Origin of the sequence: Nonomuraea rhodomycinica, assembly GCF_013363995.1 — a bacterium.
Taxonomy (GTDB): Bacteria; Actinomycetota; Actinomycetes; order Streptosporangiales; family Streptosporangiaceae; genus Nonomuraea; species Nonomuraea rhodomycinica.
This window is the reverse complement of sequence record NZ_JABWGO010000008.1, coordinates 124222-141787: the sequence shown is the minus strand read 5'-3', so window position 1 is coordinate 141787 and position 17566 is coordinate 124222. Positions and strand designations below refer to the sequence as shown.

The following is a 17566-nucleotide window of genomic DNA, read 5'->3' as shown; positions in this document are numbered from 1 at the left end:
TGACGCTGCGCCTGTGAGGAGATGCGATTGACTGTCTCGGTCCTGGGGGTGCGCCACCACGGGCCCGGGTCGGCGCGGGCCGTCCGCGAGGAGCTGCGGCGGCTGCGGCCCGACGTGATCCTCGTCGAGGGGCCGCCGGAGGCCGACCCGCTGGTGGCCCTCGCCCCCGAGCTGGAGCCGCCGGTGGCATTGCTGGCGCACGTCCCGGGGTCGCCGTCGAGCGCGGCGTTCTGGCCGTTCGCCCGGTTCTCGCCCGAGTGGCAGGCCATCCTGTACGGGGCGGAGCGCGGCGTGCCCGTGCGCTTCTGCGACCTGCCCGCCGCGCACACCCTCGCCGACCCCGCTTCGGGGCCGCCCGCCGGGGGCCAGGAGGACCCCGGTTCGGGCCCGCCCGGCGGCGGCCACGAGGATCCCGGTTCGGGCCCGCCCGGCGGCGGCCCGGAGGACGCCGGTGAGGCGGCGCCCGTGGAGGTGCGGGCGGATCCCATCGCCGCCCTGGCCGGCGCCGCCGGCTACGACGACCCCGAACGCTGGTGGGAGGACGTCGTCGAGCACCGCGGCGACACCCCGTTCGAGGTGATCGCCGAGGCGATGGCCGCCGTGCGCGAGGGCCACCTGCCCGACGCCCGGGAGGCCCGGCGCGAGGCGTACATGCGCAAGACCCTGCGCGCGGCCCGCAAGCAGGGGCACCAGCGGATCGCGGTGGTCTGCGGCGCCTGGCACGTCCCCGCCCTGACCGGGCCGCCGCCTCCCGCCAGGGCCGACGACGCGCTGCTGCGCGGCCTGCCCAAGGTGAAGGCGGAGCTGACCTGGGTGCCGTGGACGTACGGGCGGCTGGCCTGGTGGAGCGGCTACGGCGCCGGGGTCGCCTCCCCGGGCTGGTACGACCACCTGTTCGCCGCCCCCGACCGGCCCGTCGAGCGGTGGCTGGGCGCGGCGGCGGCCGTGCTGCGCGAGGAGGGCCTCGCGGTGTCGTCCGCGCACGTGATCGAGGCGGTGCGGCTCGCCGACGGCCTCGCCACCCTGCGCGGACGTCCCCTCGCCGGGCTGGGCGAGGTCACCGAGGCGGTCCGGGCGGTGCTGTGCGAGGGGGACGAGCTGGCGGTCGAGCTCATCCAGCGCCGCATGGTCGTCGGCGACCGGCTCGGCCACGTCACCGACCGCACGCCCATGGTGCCGCTCCAGCGCGACCTGCGCGACCAGCAGCGGCGGCTGCGGCTCAAGCCCGAGGCGCTCGACCGCGACGTGACCCTCGACCTGCGCAAGCCGCTCGACCTCGAGCGCAGCCACCTGCTGCACCGGCTGCGGCTGCTCGGCGTCGGCTGGGGCACGCCGGGGGAGTCGCGGGGCAAGGGCACGTTCAAGGAGACGTGGCGGCTGCGCTGGCGGCCCGAGTTCGACCTGACGCTCATCGAGGGCGCGGCGCTCGGCGTCACGGTGGTCGAGGCCGCCACCCGGCGCGCCCGCGATCTGGCCGCGGGCGACGGCACACCGTCCGGCGGCGGCACACCGTCCGGCGGCGGCACACCGTCCGGCGGCGGTGGCTCCTCCGCCGCGGGGCGGGGCCGCACCGCCGTGGTGTCGCTGGCCGAGCTGGCGGACCTGGTCGAGCAGTGCCTGCTGGCCGAGCTGCCGGACGCGTTGCCCGAGGTGCTGGCCGCCCTGTCCGCCAGGGCCGCCCTCGACACCGACGTCACCCGCCTCATGGCCGCCCTGCCCGCGATGGCCCGCGCGCAGCGCTACGGCGACGTGCGGGGCACCCCGGCCGAGGGGCTGGCGGTGATCGTCCGCTCGATGCTGGACCGGATCCGCGTCGGGCTGCCGGCGGCGGTGACCGGGCTGGACGACGAGGCGGCGGCCACCCTGCTCGGCCACATCGACGCGGTCCACGCGGTGGTCGCCCTGCTCGACGCGCCGCCCGCGCGCGACCCGTCCCCCGAGCAAGCCGATGTGGGGGCGGCCGCGGAGGCCGAGGAAGCCGGTGTGGGGGCGACCGCGAAGGCGGTGGAGGCGGCGGAGGCCGAGGGAGCAGACGGGAGCGTGCGGGCGCGGTGGCTGCGCGCGTTGCGCAACCTCAGCGAGCGGCCCGGCCTGCACGGGCTGATCGAGGGACGGCTCACCCGGATCCTGCTCGACGCCGGCGAGCTGGGCGACGCGGCCGAGCGCATGTCCCGGGCGATGTCGCGCGGTCAGGCGCCGGCCAGGGCGGCGGCGTGGGTGGAGGGGTTCCTGGCGGGCGGCGGGCTGCTGCTGGTGCACGACGCCCGGCTGCTGGAGCTGGTGGACGGGTGGCTGACCGGGCTTTCCGGCGAGCAGTTCACCGAGGTGCTGCCGTTGCTGCGCCGCACGTTCGGCGGTTACGCCGTACCGGAGCGACGGGCGATCGGCGAGCGGGTGCGGTCGGCGGGGCGGCACGTGCGGCGGCCGGAGCGCGACGTGGACGAGCGTCGCGCGGCTCCCGCGGTCGCCACGGTGCTGGCCATCATCGGCGCCCGCGCCGGGGGAGCGGACACGGATCAGGAGAACACGGGTGAGTGACGGCACGGAGGAGCGGCTGCGCAGGTGGCGGATGGTGCTGGGCGGCGGGGAGGCCGACGGCACCGGCGTGGCGCTGCACGGGTCCGACGCGGCGATGGACGGCGCCCTGTCCGCCGTCTACGAGCGCGACGGCGGGCTCGGCGCCTCCGCCCCGCGCGTGGCCCGCTGGCTGGGCGACATCAGGACGTACTTCCCGTCCACGGTCGTCCAGGTGATGCAGAAGGACGCCATCGAACGGCTGGACCTCACCCGCCTCCTCCTCGAACCGGAGATGCTGGAGGCGGTCGAGCCCGACGTCCACCTGGTGGGCACGCTGCTCGCGCTCAACCGGGTCATGCCCGGCCGGGCGCGCGAATCGGCCCGCGCCGTGGTGCGCAAGGTGGTGCTGGAGCTGGAACGGCGGCTCGCCCAGAAGACCAGGGCGGCCGTCACCGGGGCGCTCGACCGCTCCGCCCGCACCCACCGGCCGCGCCGGGCGGCCGACATCGACTGGGACCGGACGATCCGGGCGAACCTGTCGCACTACCTGCCGGAGCACCGCACGGTCGTGCCGTCGCGGCTGGTCGGGCACGCCCGCAGGCAGCGGGCGGTGCGGCGGGAGGTGGTGCTGTGCGTCGACCAGAGCGGGTCGATGGCGGCCTCGGTGGTGTACGCGGGGGTGTTCGGCGCGGTGCTGGCGTCGCTGCGGTCGCTGCGGACGTCGATGGTGGTGTTCGACACGGCCGTGGTGGACCTCACCGACCGGCTGGACGATCCGGTGGAGGTGCTGTTCGGCACGCAGCTCGGCGGCGGCACCGACATCAACCGGGCCGTCGCCTACGCCCAGGGGCTCATCACCCGGCCCGCCGACTCGATCTTCGTGCTGGTCAGCGACCTGTACGAGGGCGGGGCGCGGGAGGAGCTGCTGCGCCGGGTCGCCGCGATGACCCAGGCGGGCGTGCAGGTGGTCGTGCTGCTGGCGCTGTCCGACGAGGGGGCGCCGTCGTACGATCGCGACAACGCGGCCGCGCTCGCGGCGCTGGGCGTGCCCGCCTTCGCGTGCACGCCCGACGCCTTCCCCGAGCTGATGGCCGCCGCGATCGAGCGGCGCGACCTGGGCCACTGGGTGGAGAGCCACACCTCATGACGGGCGCCGCCGTCAGTGGCCCGCCTGGTCGGTGCGGGCCCGCTTCGGGAGGAGGAACGACAGCGCGAGCGTGAGCCCGAGCAGCCCGATCTCGACCCACACGGTGGCCTGCATCGCCGCGCCGAAGCTCCACCGCGCCTTGAGCAGGTGGAAGAAGAACGTCCCGAGGACGGCGGTGCCGAGCGCGGCCCCGAGCTGCTGCACGGCCGTGAGCGTGCCGGAGGCGGAGCCGGACTCGTGGTTCTCGACGCCGGCCAGCACGATGTCGAAGAACGGCGCCATGATCATGCCCATCCCGATCCCGGCGATCGCCAGGCCGGGGGCGAGCTGCCACGGGGAGGCGTCCAGGCCGGTGAGGTGGACGGTCACGCCGAACACCGCGGCGCCGGCGGCCATGATCACGGCGCCGATCTGCAGCAGACCGCGGCCGAGCTTCTCCTGCAGGCCCGACATCGCCAGGCCGAAGCCGGCCACGGAGCCGAGCGCCTGCGGCAGGGACGTGAGCCCGGCCTTGAATGGGCTGTAGTGCAGACCCACCTGGGTGAACAGGGACAGGACGAGGCTGAAGCCGATCAGGCCGGAGAAGAACGCGAGCCCCGCGACCAGCCCGCCGGTGAACGCCCGCTTGCGGAACAGGCTGGGCGTGACCAGCGGGTCCTTGCCGCTCCTGGCCCGGCGCGTCTCGAAGGCGGCGAAGACGGCGAACAGCACGATCGAGCCCGCCATCGAGGCGAACGTCCAGACCGGCCAGTCGAGCTCGGGACCCTGGATGAGCGGGTAGACGAGCAGGAACGCGGCCGCGGACACGAGCAGCACACCGACGAGGTCGAGCCGGGTGGCGGCGGAGAGCCGGATCTCCGGCAGGAACTTCAGCCCGGCCAGCACCGCGGCCAGCCCGAGCGGCAGGTTGATCAAGAAGATCATCCGCCAGCCCATGCCGAACAGGTCGGCGTCGACCAGCCACCCGCCGAGGATCGGCCCGCCGACCGATCCGAGCGTCATGACGGGGCCGAACGCGCCGAACGCCTTGCCCATCTCCTCCGGCGGGAACATCTCCTTGATCATGCCGAGGCCCTGCGGGAGCATGACCGCCCCGAACAGGCCCTGCAACGCCCGGCCGGCGATGAGCAGCTCGGGGTTGCCGGCCAGGCCGCACAGCAGTGACATGACCGTGAACCCTGCCGCGCCGATCAGGAACATCCTCTTGCGGCCCAGCAGGTCGCCGAGCCGGCCCCCGGTGATGAGGCCGACGGCCATGGCCAGGGTGTAGCCGGCGCCGAGCCACTGCACCAGGCTCTCCTCGCCGCCCAGGTCCTGGCGGATGGTGGGGGCCGCGATGGTGGTGATGAGGGCGTCGAGCATGTCCATGACCTCGGCGGCCAGGATGACGCCGAGGGCCGGCCAGCGCCAGCGGTGTGGTTGCGGCGCCGTGACGACGCCGGGTGCGGTGAGGGTCATGGGGGAACTCCTTGGGAAACATCGTTCGTGATCTACGAACGCCGTTCGTCAACGAACACCGTTTTATGGGCGAACGGTGTTCGTGTCAAGTACAGTGTTCGTATGCGACGCGCGAACAGTGACGATGACCTCCCGGAAGTCCCCCTGCCGCCCTGGCGCAAGGCACGCAAGCCCTCCCAGCCCAGACCCCAGCTCAGCCGCGAGCTGATCGTCGAGACCGGCCTGCGGGTCCTCGACGCCGAAGGGCTCGACGCGCTCAGCATGCGGCGGGTCGCGCAGGAGCTCGGCACCGGCCCGGCCTCGCTGTACGCGCACGTCTCGGCCAAGGAGGAGCTGCTGGAGCTCATCTACGACCGGGTGCTCGGCGAGGTCAGGCTGCCGGAGTACGACCCCTCCCGCTGGCTGACGCTGCTGCGCCAGTGCGCGCTGGAGCTGCACCGCGTCATCGTCGGCCACGCCGACGTCGCCCGGGCGGCGCTGGCCAGCATCCCCACCGGGCCGAACGCGATCCGGCTGTCCGAGTACATGTTCGGCCTGCTCATCGACGCCGGCATGCCGCCGCGCGACGCCTCGCTGGCCTTCGACCGGATCGTCCTGTACGTCTGCGCGGACGCCTTCGAGGGCTCGCTGCACTACCCCCGCATGAAGGCGCTGGGCCACACCAAGCTCAACGAGTACTTCCACATGTACGTCGCGCAGATCGAGGAGTACTTCTCGTCGCTGCCGTCCGACCGGTTCCCGCACCTCAGCCGGCACGCGCGGGCCCTGGTGGCGGACGGCGGCGAGGCCCGCTTCCGCTACGGGCTGGACCTGCTGTTCGACGGCCTCGTGGCGCGCATGCCCGGCGGCGGGGGCAAGCCCGCGACCTGAGCCGCCCACGGGCGGGGACCCGACGGGCACGGGCCCCGCCCCCAGTCCTCAGGCCCCGCCCCCAGTCATCAGGCCCCGCCCCGAGTTCTTAGGCCCAATTGCCTAGGACCCGGGCCCGATGTGCCGCGACGGCCGTGACCCTAGCGTGCCGGTATGACAACGACTCTTGAAGCTCCCCCCGTCCCCGGCGTGGTCTCCGCCAGCTACCGGACGCTCAGCGTAGGCCTGGTGGCCCTGGTCATCCTGGTGGCGTTCGAGGCCATGGCGGTGGCCACGGCCATGCCCGTCGTGGCCCGCGAACTCGGCGGCATGCCCCTGTACAACCTGGCGTTCAGCGCCACCCTGGCGGCCAGCGTGATCGCGACCGTGCTCGGCGGCAGGTGGAGCGACGTGCGCGGCCCCGTCGCGCCGCTGGCGGCTGGTGTGGCGAGCTTCGTGGCCGGGCTGCTGGTGGCCGGGTTCGCGCCCACGATGGAGGTGCTGGTCGCCGGCCGGTTCGTGCAGGGACTCGGGGCGGGCCTCGTCCAGGTCTCGCTGTACGTGCTGGTCGCCCGGCTCTACCCGCCGGCGATGCACCCCAAGGTGTTCGGGTTGTTCTCGGCCGCGTGGGTGGTGCCGTCCATGGTGGGGCCGGCCATCGCGGGGTTCGTCGTGGAGAACGCCGACTGGCGGTGGATCTTCCTCGGTGTGTCGCTGATCGTGGTCCCCTCCGCGCTGCTGCTCTGGCGCGGCATCGCGGGCCGGGCGGAGGCGGCCCGCGGCAGCGCCGGCGACCAGGAGGGCGCGCCCCCCGCGCGCCTCGGCGGCAAGCTGGTCTGGGCCACGCTGACGGCCGTCGCCGCCGCCCTCGTCCAGTACGGCAGCGCGCTCAAGCTCGCCGGGCTGCCCCTGCTCGCCGCCGGCGTCGTCCTGCTGGCCGTCGGCCTGCCCAAGCTCCTGCTGCCCGGCTCCCTGCGCGTCGCCCGCGGCCTGCCCACCGCGCCGGTGCTGCGCGGCCTCGCCTACGGCGCGCTCATGGCCACCGAGGTGCTCATCCCGCTCATGCTGAGGAGCGAGCGCGACCTGTCGCCGACGGGCGCCGGCATCGTGCTGACGATCGGCGCGCTCGGCTGGTCCACCGGCTCCTGGATCAAGGGCCGCGGCGTCATCGGCAACGTGGCCGCGGTCCGCGGCGGCGCCGCCATGATCGCCGTGGGCATCGCGCTCGTCTCGCTCGTCCTGGTCGACTCCGCGCCGCTCGTGGTGGCCCACGTCGCCATGGCGATCTCCGGCCTCGGCATCGGCGTCCTGCACCCGACGGTCTCGGTCATGGTGCTGGAGATGTCGCGGCCGGGCGAGGAGGGCGGGAACACCGCCGCCGTCGGCGTCGGCGAGTCCGTCTTCACGGTCGTGGCCGTGGCCGGCGCCGGGGCCCTGTTCACGGCGTCGGGCGAGTCGTATCTGGTCGGGCTGGCGTTCACGTTCGCGCTGGCCGTGCTGGCGGTCGTCGTGGCGCCCCGTTTTGCCCAGTCCGCCGAGGCGGGCACACTGGAGGGAGCCGCGTCATAAAGGGGGGCACATGCCGCGAGTGCGGGAGGCGGAGGTCTACCGGATCGTCCTGCCGTTCGGCAGACGGTCCGAGAGCCTGCTCGTGAAGCTCACGGACTACGCCGGCATGACGGGATGGGGCGAGGCGCTCGCCCCCCACCCGAAGACGTTCTCCCGGCTGGAGGAGACGCTCGGCGCGCTGCTGATCGGCGTCGACTGGGAGCACCCCGACGCCCTCCCCGCCAGCGACCCGGCGGTCGACATGGCCTGCTGGGACCTGTGGACCCGCATGCGCGGCGTCCCCCTCGCCCACGCGATCGGCGGCGACCGCACTTCCCTCATGGCCACCGTCCGCCTCACGCCCGACACCTCGGCCGAGAACCTCGTCGCGCGCGTCAACCAGCAGGTCTGCGCCGGATACGGCCACGTCACGCTCGACGTCCGGCCCGGCTGGGACGTCGAACCGGTCCGGGCCGTGCGCCAGGCGTACCCCGCGCTGACGCTCGCCGTGGACGGCGGCGGCTCCTACACCGACGACGGCCAGCTCGTGGCCCTCGACTCCTACGGCATCGAGGTCATCGAGCGGCCGTTCGCCGCGGGCGACGTCTACCGCCACGCCTCGCTGCAGGACCAGGTGTCGGCCGCGGTCGCCGTCGAGGTCCGCTCGACCGCCGAACTGGACGACTACCTGACGCTGCGAGCGGCCCGCGTGCTGCTGCTGCGGCCCACGGCGTTCCCGTCGCTCACGGAGGCCCGCCGCGCCCACGACCGCGCGGCGGCGGCCGGCTGGGACATCCAGTGCGCCGGCGGGCAGGGCGCGGGCCTGGCCCGGGCGGCGACGGTCGCGGTGGCCAGCCTGCCGGGCTGCACGCTGCCCTGCGACGTCACCCAGCCGCCGCGCGCCAACCAGATCGTCACGCCCATCGTGGGCGCCAACGCGGGCGTCGTGGCGGTGCCGCTCACGCAGCCCGGCCTGGGACACACGATCGACGAGGCCCGCGTGCACCGCCTGGCCAAGGACCACGCGCGGGCGTGACCCGGGTGTGATCCGGCCGCCCTACCTTGATCGCCTACGGGTGAGGGAAGGGGCGAGGCGTTGGGGGACTCCGCGACGATCGCCGCAGAGCTTCGCGAAGGGGGCGGCATGAGCGGATTTCGTCCGGCCGGCGGGCTCGGGGTGGGCGAGATCGAGGACCTGCGCGAGCCGGGGCGCCGCCGCCGGGCGGCGCCCCGGACGCCGGTCAGGAGGCCCGTGGCAGCGAGAACGTGACGTCGTCGAAGTCGAGGTGCGTGAAGCCCTCGGCGTAGAAGCCGACCTTCCCGGACGGGTTGTGCGCCGGGTTCTCGCCTTCGAGGACGGTCTCACCGCCGACGCTGACGCTCACCGACGCCCCCCGCACCGCCATCCGCACGTCGTAGACGGTGTCGGGGCGCAGGCCGCGCTCGGCCGGCAGGACGGCCTGCCTCAGCGTCCGCCACTGCGCGTCGTAGAGCGTCCAGGTCGGCCCGGCCGCCGCGTGCCGGTAGCGGACGTAGCCGCCGCCGGCGCCGCCCTGGCGGTCGTACATGATGAGCACGGCCCCCTCGGGCACCTGCGCGGGCGTCCGCAGCCGGTACGACAGCGCGTAGTCGGTGAAGGGGCGGTCGAGCAGCGCGTTGGCGCCCTTGACGATCCGGTACCAATGGTTGCCGGCGGCGTCGGCGACGATGGCGCGGTTGGGATCGACGGGCCAGCCGTTGCCGCCGGACTCGAAGTCGGTGGCGTGCATGACGCCGTCGCCCTCGCTCACGGTGACGGCGGCCGTGTCGGTGATCTCCGGGTGGGCCTTGGAGGCGACCGAGACGGTGGTGGTGCCCGGCATGAGCGCGGTGACCGTGCCGTCGGCGCTCACCGTGGCCACCGCCGGGTCGCTGCTCGCGTACGTCACCGCCTGGTCGGTGGCGTTCCACGGCACCGGCTCGGCCCGGACGGACACCGTCTTGCCGAGCGGGACGGTGAGCTCGTCGCCGGGCAGGTGGAGGGCGGTCAGCTCGATCCGGTCGGGCCCGCCCGGCAGCCCCACCTTGCCGTGGGTGCCGATCTCGGCGAACGGGACGGCCTTGAACCCGGGGATGCGCCGGAAGACCTCGGCGTCCGCGGTCAGGGAGAAGTCACCGGCCTGCCAGTCGGTGAAGCCGGGGTTGCGGTCGGCGACCCAGTTGCCGGCGTAGTTGAGCAGGTTCTTGACGTCCCGTGCGCCGTGCTGGTTGACGCTGGACGCCCGTGCCAGCTCGGGGTTCCAGACGAGGTTGTTCTCGAAGAAGTTCTTCGCCGGGAAGTAGTGGTTCTCGTCGAAGAAGGTGAGCAGTTCCGGGTACTTCGCGGCGTACGGGGTGCCGGCGAAGCCGCCGTTCTCCTCGAAGAGCTTCCGCCAGGCCGGCAGGTAGTTCTTGTCCACCGTGTTGCCCGGCTGGTCGCCCATCCACAGCTCGTAGTTGTCGTACGGGACGTGGGTGTCGACGAAGACGTTGTTCCTGGCCTTGATGTGGTCGCCGGAGCCGCTCTTGATGGCGTCGTTGCCCATCCGGTAGAAGAGGTTCTCGTCGATCGTCAGGCCCATCGTGAGGTTGTCGGGGTAGATGCCCTCGACGCCGCCGCGCCCTTCGCCGATGTGGTGGAAGTAGTTGCGCCGGATCACGGTGCCCCGCTCGTGCGGCGTCATGCCGGCGTTCATGTAGATCGCGCCGAGGTCCTGGAAGTCCTGGCAGATGTCGTGGATGTCGTTGTACTCGATGAGGTGGTCGTTGCCGTGGACGATGATGCCGGGATGCGGCGCGTCGTGGATCTCGTTGCCGCGGGCCGTGTTCCCGACGCCGTCGAACATCACGCCCGGGTTGTACGCCCTGTGGTAGTAGGCGAAGTCGTGGATGTGCGAGTTCTCCACCCGGTTGCGGCCCGGCTCCAGGGTCTTGCCGTCGCCGCCGTTGAGGACGACGCCCACGCCGCCGACGTGCCGGATCGTGGAGGACACCACGGCGTGGTCGCGGCCCTTGCTCTTGTCCGGGATGCCGTCGTAGACGTAGCGGCCGGCCGCGTTGATGTACACGCCGCCGTCGGCGAAGTTCTGGATGTCGCTGCGTTCGATGGTGACGTGGCTGCCGCCGAGGATCACCGCGGGCAGGCTGCGCCCGTACTCCAGCGCCAGCTCCTGGAAGGAGACGTGGGAGGCGCCGGCGGTTCTGATCATCGGCTCCTTGAGCATGGTGACGGTGACGTCGCCCTGCTTCGCGCGGAAGGCCGCGTTGGGCATCAGGTACAGCACGCCCTTGGCCCGGTCGATGTAGTACTCGCCGGGGGCGTCCAGCTCCTCCAGCAGGTTCTGGGCGAAGTGGAAGTCCGGGTACCACGACTTCATCAGGCCGGACATCTCGCCGTAGCGCAGGGTGATCGTCTTCGCCTCGGGGTCGATCGCGGAGATCTTGTTGTACGACCACTCCCAGCTGTAGCCGAAGATGCCGTCCAGCCAGACGTCCTCGGCCTGCGTCCAGTGGCGCGGCCGGTCGTAGCCGTAGCTGAACGTGCCGCCACGCTTCTGCAGGTCGGCGTCCTTCACGGTGGGCCCGGCGTCGATGATCTTGTTCATCTGGACGGTACCGTCGTTGGGCCAGCGGGCCAGCGTCATGCCCTGGCCCGCCACGTACAGCTCCATGGGCGGGACGGCGCTGACGTCGTTGGCCTTCCAGTAACCGTGCCGGCTGAGCTGCCCGTAGTCGGTGATGCCGAGGGCCGCGAGGTCGGCCCGCAGCACCTTGCCCCGGGCCGGCTCGTCCACGATGCGCCGCAGCACGGCCTCGTCGGTCACCGGGGTGAAGCTGTCGTGGTCGAGCTGCCGCCCGCCGGTGAGCCGGGCCGTTTCGCCGGGGTAGGAGCGGTAGACGACCGGTGCCTTCGCCGTGCCGGAGTCCCGCTGGTCGAGCGTGAACGACGCGCTCCGCTGGTACGTGCCTTCGCGCAGGTAGACGGTCACCCCGCCGCGGGGCAGGCCGTGGCGGGCCTTGAGCTTCCTGATGGCGTCCCTGGCCCCTTCGAGGGTGCGCAAGGGGCGGCCTTTCGTCCCGCTGCCGGCGTCGTCACCGCCGGGCGCGACGTAGAGGATCTTTCCTGGCGGCCGCGGGGCGGTCTCCGCGTGCGCCACCGCGGGCGTCGCCGCCAGGGATAACAGGAGGCAGGCCGCCAGGGTGGCGCCCAGCCGTCGGGTGATGGACACTCTTCCGCCTTTCCGGGGGTGGGGGATGGGGCCCGCTCAGCCCTTGAGCGCGCCGACCGTCAGGCCGCTGATGATGTGCCGCTGCATGTGGACGAAGAAGACGATCACCGGGGCCACGGCGAGGAGGAGGTTGGGGAAGACCTTGGTCATGTCGGTCGAGTACTGGCTGATGCCGGCGTAGACGGCGGTGGTGACCGTGTAGGTGCCGGACCCGGGGCTCAGCAGGATCTGCGGGCTGATGAAGTCGTTCCAGATCCCGATCGAGTTGAGGATCAGCACCGTGATCACGGCCGGTCGGGTCAGCGGGAAGATGACCTGCCAGTACGTGCGCAGCCGCCCGGCCCCGTCGATCGCGGCCGCGCGGTCGATGTCCCGGGGGACGGTGCGGATGAAGCCGACGAACAGGAAGATGCTCACCGGCAGCGTCATGGCGACGTCGTGCAGGATCAGCCCGGTCACCGTGTTGCCCAGCCCGATCGCGCGCAGCACGTGGATCAGCGGCACGACGAGGGCCGAAGCGGGGATGAACGTGCCGGCCAGGAAGAACAGCAGCAGGAGCTGGGTGCGCCGCTTGAGGCTGCGCGCGATCACGTACGCGGCCGGCCCGGCGAACAGGACGCACAGCAGATCGACGGCGACCACCAGCGCGAGCGTGAAGCCGTAGCTCTTGAGCACGTTGTACTGGGGGCTCTGCACCGCCGCCGACAGGTGGTCCAGCGAGATGCCGGCGAACGGCAGCGAGAACGGGCTGTTCTGGATGTCCTGCCGCGGCTTGAAGCTGTTGACGAGCAGGAGGTAGACCGGCACGGACATGACGGCGAACAGCAGGGTCAGCAGCGCGGCGCGGACCGGCGACGGCCGCCGCGCCCCGGCGCGGGGGTTGAGGGTCATGGGGGCTCCTGGGGGTACCTAGCTCGCCGCGGCCCGGTCCTGCCGGTTGCGCAGGGCGGTGACGGCGACCGACAGCGCCGCGCAGGCCACCATGAGACCCACGGCCTGCGCGGTGGCGAAGCCGACGTCCGTGCCGGCGAACGACTGGGTGAGGATGACGTACGCGATGGTCTCGGTGGCCCCGGCCGGGCCGCCGCCGGTGAGGCTGACGACGATGTCGTACACCTTGATCAGCCCCACCAGGTCGAGCACCATGGCGACGGTGACCACCGGCGCGATCATCGGGATGACGATCCTCCGGTTGATCTGCCGTCGCGACGCGCCGTCGATCTGCGCCGCCTCGACGAGCTCGCGCGGCACCGTCTGCAGGCCGGCCACGAACAGCACCACGTTGAAGCCGAAGCCCGCCCACACGACGACGCCCACCAGGGTGATCACCGCGAGGTTCTCGTCGAACAGGAAGCCGACGGGGCCGACGCCGAGGTCGGCGAGGCTGTTGTTGATCGCGCCGTTGGTGCCGAGGATGGCGCTCCACAGGAAGCCCAGGATGAGCGAGCTGATCACGTGCGGGTAGTAGGCGAGGGTGCGGAAGAAGGAGTTGGCCCAGTTCCGCTCCTTGAGCTGGAGCGCGTAGACCAGGCCCAGCCCGAGCATCCCCACCGACCCGAAGCAGGCCACGATCACGGTGACCACCCCGGCCCGGGCGGTGTCCGGGTCGTCGAACAGGCGGGCGTAGTTGTCCAGGCCGACGAAGGCCGCCGAGGAGAAGCCGTTCCAGTCGGTGAGGCTCAGGTACAGCGCCACGACCACCGGGACGACGGTCATGACCGTGTACACCAGGACGGCGGGGGCGAGCATGCCCGCGCTCAGCGCCGCCTCGCGCAGGCGGCGGCGCCGGCCGCCCGGCGTGCTGCGATCGGAGCCGGGACTCCGCGCGGCCACCCGCACGGAGTCCGCGCTCAGCCCTGCGAGTCCCACCACTGGTCCAGCCTCGTGGCGACGTCACCGGCCGAGGCGCCGGTGAACAGCGACTGGATCTGCTTGTTCAGCTCGTCGGCGTAGCCCTGGACCGGCTGCCGCTCGCCCTGCTTGACCAGGACGGCCGGCGCCTCGTCGAGGATCTTCTGCACGCCGCCCCCGAGGCTGGAGACGTCGCGGGCGAACCCCTTGCGCAGGTTGCCGTCGGCGGCGAGCTGGACCTTGATGGCCTCCTCGTCGGTCACCAGCCACTCGACCAGGTCGATCGCCGCCTCGCGGTGCTTGGACTGCGCGACCACCGTGTACGGCTGCGCCATGTTGCCGAACTGGCCGGGCGGGTACGCGCCGTCGGACGGCACGGGGAAGACGCCGATGCCGTCGCTCTTGCCCGCCTCGTCGGCCGCGGGCACGAAGTAGGAGCCCATGACGTACATCGCCGAGTCGCCCTTGAGGAAGGCGGCCTGGCCGTCGGGGTACTGCAGCCCGAGCGCGCTCTTGTCGAGGAAGCCCTGGTCGAGCCAGGACCGGTAGAGCGCGTAGTAGCGCTGGTAGCCGCCGGCCGCGAAGGACGTCTCGCCCTTCTTGCGCTTGAGCGTCCAGTCGGGGTCGGCGGTGAGCACGCCCGCGTCGGCCAGCATGCTGAACTGCGCCCCGGTCACCCACTGGCCGGCGGTCTGCAGCGGGACCAGCCCGGCCTTCTTGAGCCTGCCCATCGCCTCCTCGAACTGGGCGATGGTCCGGATCCGGGTGGCGTCGAGGCCCGCGTCGGCGAACGCCTTCTTGTTGTAGAAGACCAGCGACTGGATCTGCTCGCCGACGCCGACCACGTAGTGCTTGCCGCCGATCGCGTAGTCGTCGTACAGCGGCGTCCCCGCGGCCCACGGCTCGCCGGCCAGGTCCACGAAGAGCTCGGCGGTCTCCGGGGTGGGCACCACGTGCTGCGCGATGTCGGGCGGGTCGCCGGCGGCGAGGTCCTGGCGCAGCTTGGCCTCGGCCTCGATGGTGCCGGTGAGCTCCAGTCGCACGGTCACGTCCGGGTGCTTGGCCTCGTAGCGGTCGAACAGTCCGTTCCAGAACTGCTCGGTGAGGTTGGGCGTGATGTTGACGATCATCCGCAGCGTGGTCCTGCCCGCTCCGCCGTCCGTGCCGCCACCGTCACCGCCGCACGCCGACGTCGCCGTCAGCGCGAGAGCCGTCGCCGCGGCCGCCAGCAGTCGCCTCTTCATGTGGCCTACTTCCACCGTTAATCGTCTATCGATAGCAAGGGTATTTCGCCGGTCCTCACATGTTCAAGAGCCAGTTCGTGACCGGCATCGGCGCGGCGGCGCCGTCTACCGGCGAGCCGCGCCCTCCGCCGCCAGGGCGTGGCGGAGCAGGGCGCGGGCGGCGTCCGGATCCGGCAGCCCGGACGTGTCGCCGGGCGTGGCGACGACGCGGCCGGCCAGCTCGGCGCCGAGGCGGGTGGCCGCGCCCGGCCCGGCTCCCGACAGCCGGGCCGCCAGGTAGCCGCCGAGGAACGCGTCGCCCGCGCCGACGGGGTCGCGCACCTCGCGCGCGGCGCTCGGCACGTGCGCGGGGCCCGCTTCCCCCGCGTACCAGGCGCCCTCGGGGCCGCCCTTGAGCACCACCTCGCCCACCCCGGCGGCCCTGGCCGCGGCGAACACCCGCGCCGGGTCGCTCTCGCCGAACAGCACCCGCGACTCGTCCTGGCCGAGCACCAGCAGCCCGACCCTGGGCAGGAGCGGCGCGAGCGCGGGCACCGGCAGGGCGGGGCGCAGGTTCGGGTCGAGGACGACCAGGGCGTCCCCCGCCCGCTCGCACAGGGCGGCGACCAGCCGGGCCGGTCCGGGCCCGAGCGCGGCGGTCAGGCCGGACACGACGACCGCGCGGGGACGCCGGGCCAGGATCGGCCCCGCGTCGGGGACGTCCATGGCGGAGGCGGCCGAGCCCGCGCGGTAGTAGTGGACGCGCCGCCCGCCGTCCGGCCTGATCTCCTTGAAGAACACGCCGGTCGGACGGCCGGCGTCGGTGACCACCAGGCCGGTGTCCACGCCTCTTTCCGCCGCGTCCCGCAGCACCCGCCTCCCGAACGGGTCGGTCCCGACCCGCGAGGCGAACGCCGCCCGCAGGCCGAGCCGGGCGACCGCCGTGCACACGTTCAGCTCGGCGCCCGCGACGGAGGCGTCGAAGCGCTCCGCCCCCGCGAGGTCGTCCGCCTCCAGCAGCACCATGGCCTCGCCGACGCCCACCACGTCGAGCCGCCCGGCACCGGCCTCCGGGCCGGCTCCGCGGCCGGTCACGGGAGGAACCGGGCCCGGAGGTCCGGGCGCAGGTAGGCGGCGGGCGAGGCGATCGACAGCCCGCCGTCCACCGGCAGGACCGCCCCGGTGATGAACGCGGCGCCGGGCGAGGCGAGGAAGGCCACCGCCTCGGCCACGTCCCGCGGCGTCCCGGTGCGCCCGAGCGGGTAGCCCTCCGCGGCGTTCTCCAGGCCCTCCCCGCCGATCAGGCCGGGAGCCACGGAGTTGACGCGGATCCCGGCGGGGCCGTACTCCAGGGCGAGCTGGCGGACGAACGCGTCCAGGCCGCCCTTGGCGGCGGCGTACGCGGGCACGCCCGGTGCGGCCAGGAACGCGTTGACCGAGCTGACCGCGACGACGGCGGAGCCCGGCGCGAGGCGGGGCAGCGCGGCCCTGCACAGGTGGAAGGCGGCGTCCAGGGTGGCCCCGATCGCAGACCTCCACTGCTCGTCGGTGGTGCGCACCACGGACGCGACCGGCATCACGGCCGTGGCCAGCACCAGGACGTCCAGCCGACCGAGGAGGCCCTCAGCCTCGGCGACGGCGGCGTCGGCCTCGGCGGGGACGGCGCAGTCGCGGACGAGGAAGGCGTCGTAGACGGGGTCGGCGCACGGCTGCAGGCCGATCCCGGCCACCCGGTCGCCCCGCTCGGCGAACGCGGCGGCGACGGCCAGGCCGATGCCGGAGTTGCCGCCCGCCACCAGCACGCCGCGCACCTCGGGCGTGGCCGGTGATCCGGCGCCCGCCGTCACCACAGCTCCGCCGTGAGCGCGTCGAGGAGGGCGCGGCTGTCGCGGTCCAGGGGGCGGGCGGGGGAGCGTACGGCGGCCGAGTCGATGAGCCCGCGGCGGACCAGCACCTCCTTGTGCACCGCCCAGGCCAGGCCGGGCTGCATGCCGAAGCGGATCAGCGGCAGCAGCCTGGCGTGCCCCGCGCGGGCCCGCTCCGCGCGCCCGGCCGCCCAGTCGGCCAGCACCGGCGCGAGCAGGTCGGTGAACTCGCAGGCAGGCATCGTGCCGACGGCCCCCAGCGCGTACTCCTCCAAGCAGAACAGCGCGTTCTGCCCGCCGAAGACGGCGAAGCCGTCGGGGACGCCCGCGGCCACCGCCCCGACCTTGGGCGCGGTCGGCGGCGCCTCCACCTTCACCGAGGTGACGCCGTCGAGCTTGCTGAGCTCCACGATCAACGGCTCCGGCATGCTGACGCCGGTGGCGCCGGGCGCGTCCTGCACCATCACGTCGATCCCCGCTCGCTCGGCCACGACGCCGTAGAAGTCGACGAGCTGCGCCCCGGACGGCTTGACCAGGTACGGCGGCAGCACCATGAGGGCGTCGGCGCCGCCGTCCCGCGCGGCGAGCGCCTGTTCGAGCGCGGTGGCGGTGCTGGTCGCGCCGACGCCCGCGACGACCGGGGCGGCGCCGGCGGCGGCCCGTACCTCGGCGAGCACGCGCGCGCGGTCGTCGGCGGTCAGGGCGAAGCCCTCGCTGGCCATCCCGAACACGGCCACCCCGTCGGCTCCGGAGGCGAGCTGCCACTCGGTCAGCCTGCGCAGGCTCGGCAGGTCGAGCTCGCCGCCATCGGCGAAGGGGGTGGCGAGGATGGGGATCAGTCCAGACAGAACCAACGGATAC

The 17566-nt window shown here is 73.4% G+C and carries 13 protein-coding genes; 5 read left to right on the top strand and 8 right to left on the bottom strand.

Annotated elements, in window-relative coordinates; all coding sequences use genetic code 11:
• The first annotated feature begins 21 nt into the window (after positions 1 to 21).
• Positions 22 to 2538 carry a DUF5682 family protein gene (locus tag HT134_RS28800; protein WP_175603598.1) on the top strand — a complete coding sequence of 839 codons (2517 nt, stop codon included), beginning with the start codon at positions 22 to 24 and terminating at the stop codon, positions 2536 to 2538.
• A gap of 31 nt (positions 2539 to 2569) precedes the next feature.
• The gene (locus HT134_RS28795) at positions 2570 to 3664 is read left to right on the top strand and encodes a VWA domain-containing protein (RefSeq protein WP_175603815.1); all 1095 of its coding nucleotides are present in this window, start codon (positions 2570 to 2572) and stop codon (positions 3662 to 3664) included.
• A 12-nt stretch (positions 3665 to 3676) separates the two neighbouring features.
• On the opposite strand, the gene HT134_RS28790 is transcribed toward HT134_RS28795, so the two are convergent.
• Positions 3677 to 5122 (bottom strand): DHA2 family efflux MFS transporter permease subunit, encoded by a 1446-nt coding sequence (locus HT134_RS28790; RefSeq protein ID WP_175603597.1) that lies wholly within the window; start codon positions 5120 to 5122, stop codon positions 3677 to 3679.
• A 102-nt stretch (positions 5123 to 5224) separates the two neighbouring features.
• Here HT134_RS28790 and HT134_RS28785 point away from each other — a divergent pair, with 102 nt between their 5' ends.
• From HT134_RS28785 to HT134_RS28775, 3 genes are all read left to right on the top strand, one after another.
• Positions 5225 to 5992, top strand: coding sequence for a TetR/AcrR family transcriptional regulator C-terminal domain-containing protein (locus HT134_RS28785; RefSeq protein ID WP_175603596.1), 768 nt, complete (start codon positions 5225 to 5227; stop codon positions 5990 to 5992).
• A 153-nt stretch (positions 5993 to 6145) separates the two neighbouring features.
• Positions 6146 to 7540, top strand: coding sequence for an MFS transporter (locus HT134_RS28780; RefSeq protein WP_217708511.1), 1395 nt, complete (start codon positions 6146 to 6148; stop codon positions 7538 to 7540).
• Positions 7541 to 7550: 10 nt separating this feature from the next.
• Positions 7551 to 8555 (top strand): enolase C-terminal domain-like protein, encoded by a 1005-nt coding sequence (locus tag HT134_RS28775; RefSeq protein WP_175603595.1) that lies wholly within the window; start codon positions 7551 to 7553, stop codon positions 8553 to 8555.
• 205 nt (positions 8556 to 8760) lie between these two features.
• Here the strand turns inward: HT134_RS28775 and HT134_RS28770 are convergent, their stop codons facing one another.
• The 7 genes from HT134_RS28770 to HT134_RS28740 form a co-directional block, all read right to left on the bottom strand.
• The gene (locus HT134_RS28770; protein ID WP_217708510.1) at positions 8761 to 11766 is read right to left on the bottom strand and encodes an Ig-like domain-containing protein; all 3006 of its coding nucleotides are present in this window, start codon (positions 11764 to 11766) and stop codon (positions 8761 to 8763) included.
• Positions 11767 to 11802: 36 nt separating this feature from the next.
• Positions 11803 to 12657 carry a carbohydrate ABC transporter permease gene (locus HT134_RS28765; RefSeq protein ID WP_175603594.1) on the bottom strand — a complete coding sequence of 285 codons (855 nt, stop codon included), beginning with the start codon at positions 12655 to 12657 and terminating at the stop codon, positions 11803 to 11805.
• Between the two features lie 18 nt (positions 12658 to 12675).
• The gene (locus HT134_RS28760; protein WP_217708509.1) at positions 12676 to 13638 is read right to left on the bottom strand and encodes a carbohydrate ABC transporter permease; all 963 of its coding nucleotides are present in this window, start codon (positions 13636 to 13638) and stop codon (positions 12676 to 12678) included.
• Positions 13617 to 14861, bottom strand: a complete 1245-nt coding sequence (locus tag HT134_RS28755) for an ABC transporter substrate-binding protein (RefSeq protein WP_175603593.1) — start codon at positions 14859 to 14861, stop codon at positions 13617 to 13619. The genes HT134_RS28760 and HT134_RS28755 overlap by 22 nt, the downstream gene beginning before the upstream one ends.
• Positions 14862 to 14966: 105 nt before the next feature.
• Positions 14967 to 15935 (bottom strand): sugar kinase, encoded by a 969-nt coding sequence (locus HT134_RS28750; RefSeq protein ID WP_175603592.1) that lies wholly within the window; start codon positions 15933 to 15935, stop codon positions 14967 to 14969.
• Positions 15932 to 16687: an SDR family NAD(P)-dependent oxidoreductase gene (locus HT134_RS28745; protein WP_217708508.1), complete on the bottom strand. Its 756-nt coding sequence runs from the start codon at positions 16685 to 16687 to the stop codon at positions 15932 to 15934. Before HT134_RS28745 ends, HT134_RS28750 begins: the two co-directional genes overlap by 4 nt.
• The gene (locus HT134_RS28740; protein ID WP_175603590.1) at positions 16684 to 17559 is read right to left on the bottom strand and encodes a dihydrodipicolinate synthase family protein; all 876 of its coding nucleotides are present in this window, start codon (positions 17557 to 17559) and stop codon (positions 16684 to 16686) included. The genes HT134_RS28745 and HT134_RS28740 overlap by 4 nt, the downstream gene beginning before the upstream one ends.
• Positions 17560 to 17566 lie beyond the last annotated feature (7 nt).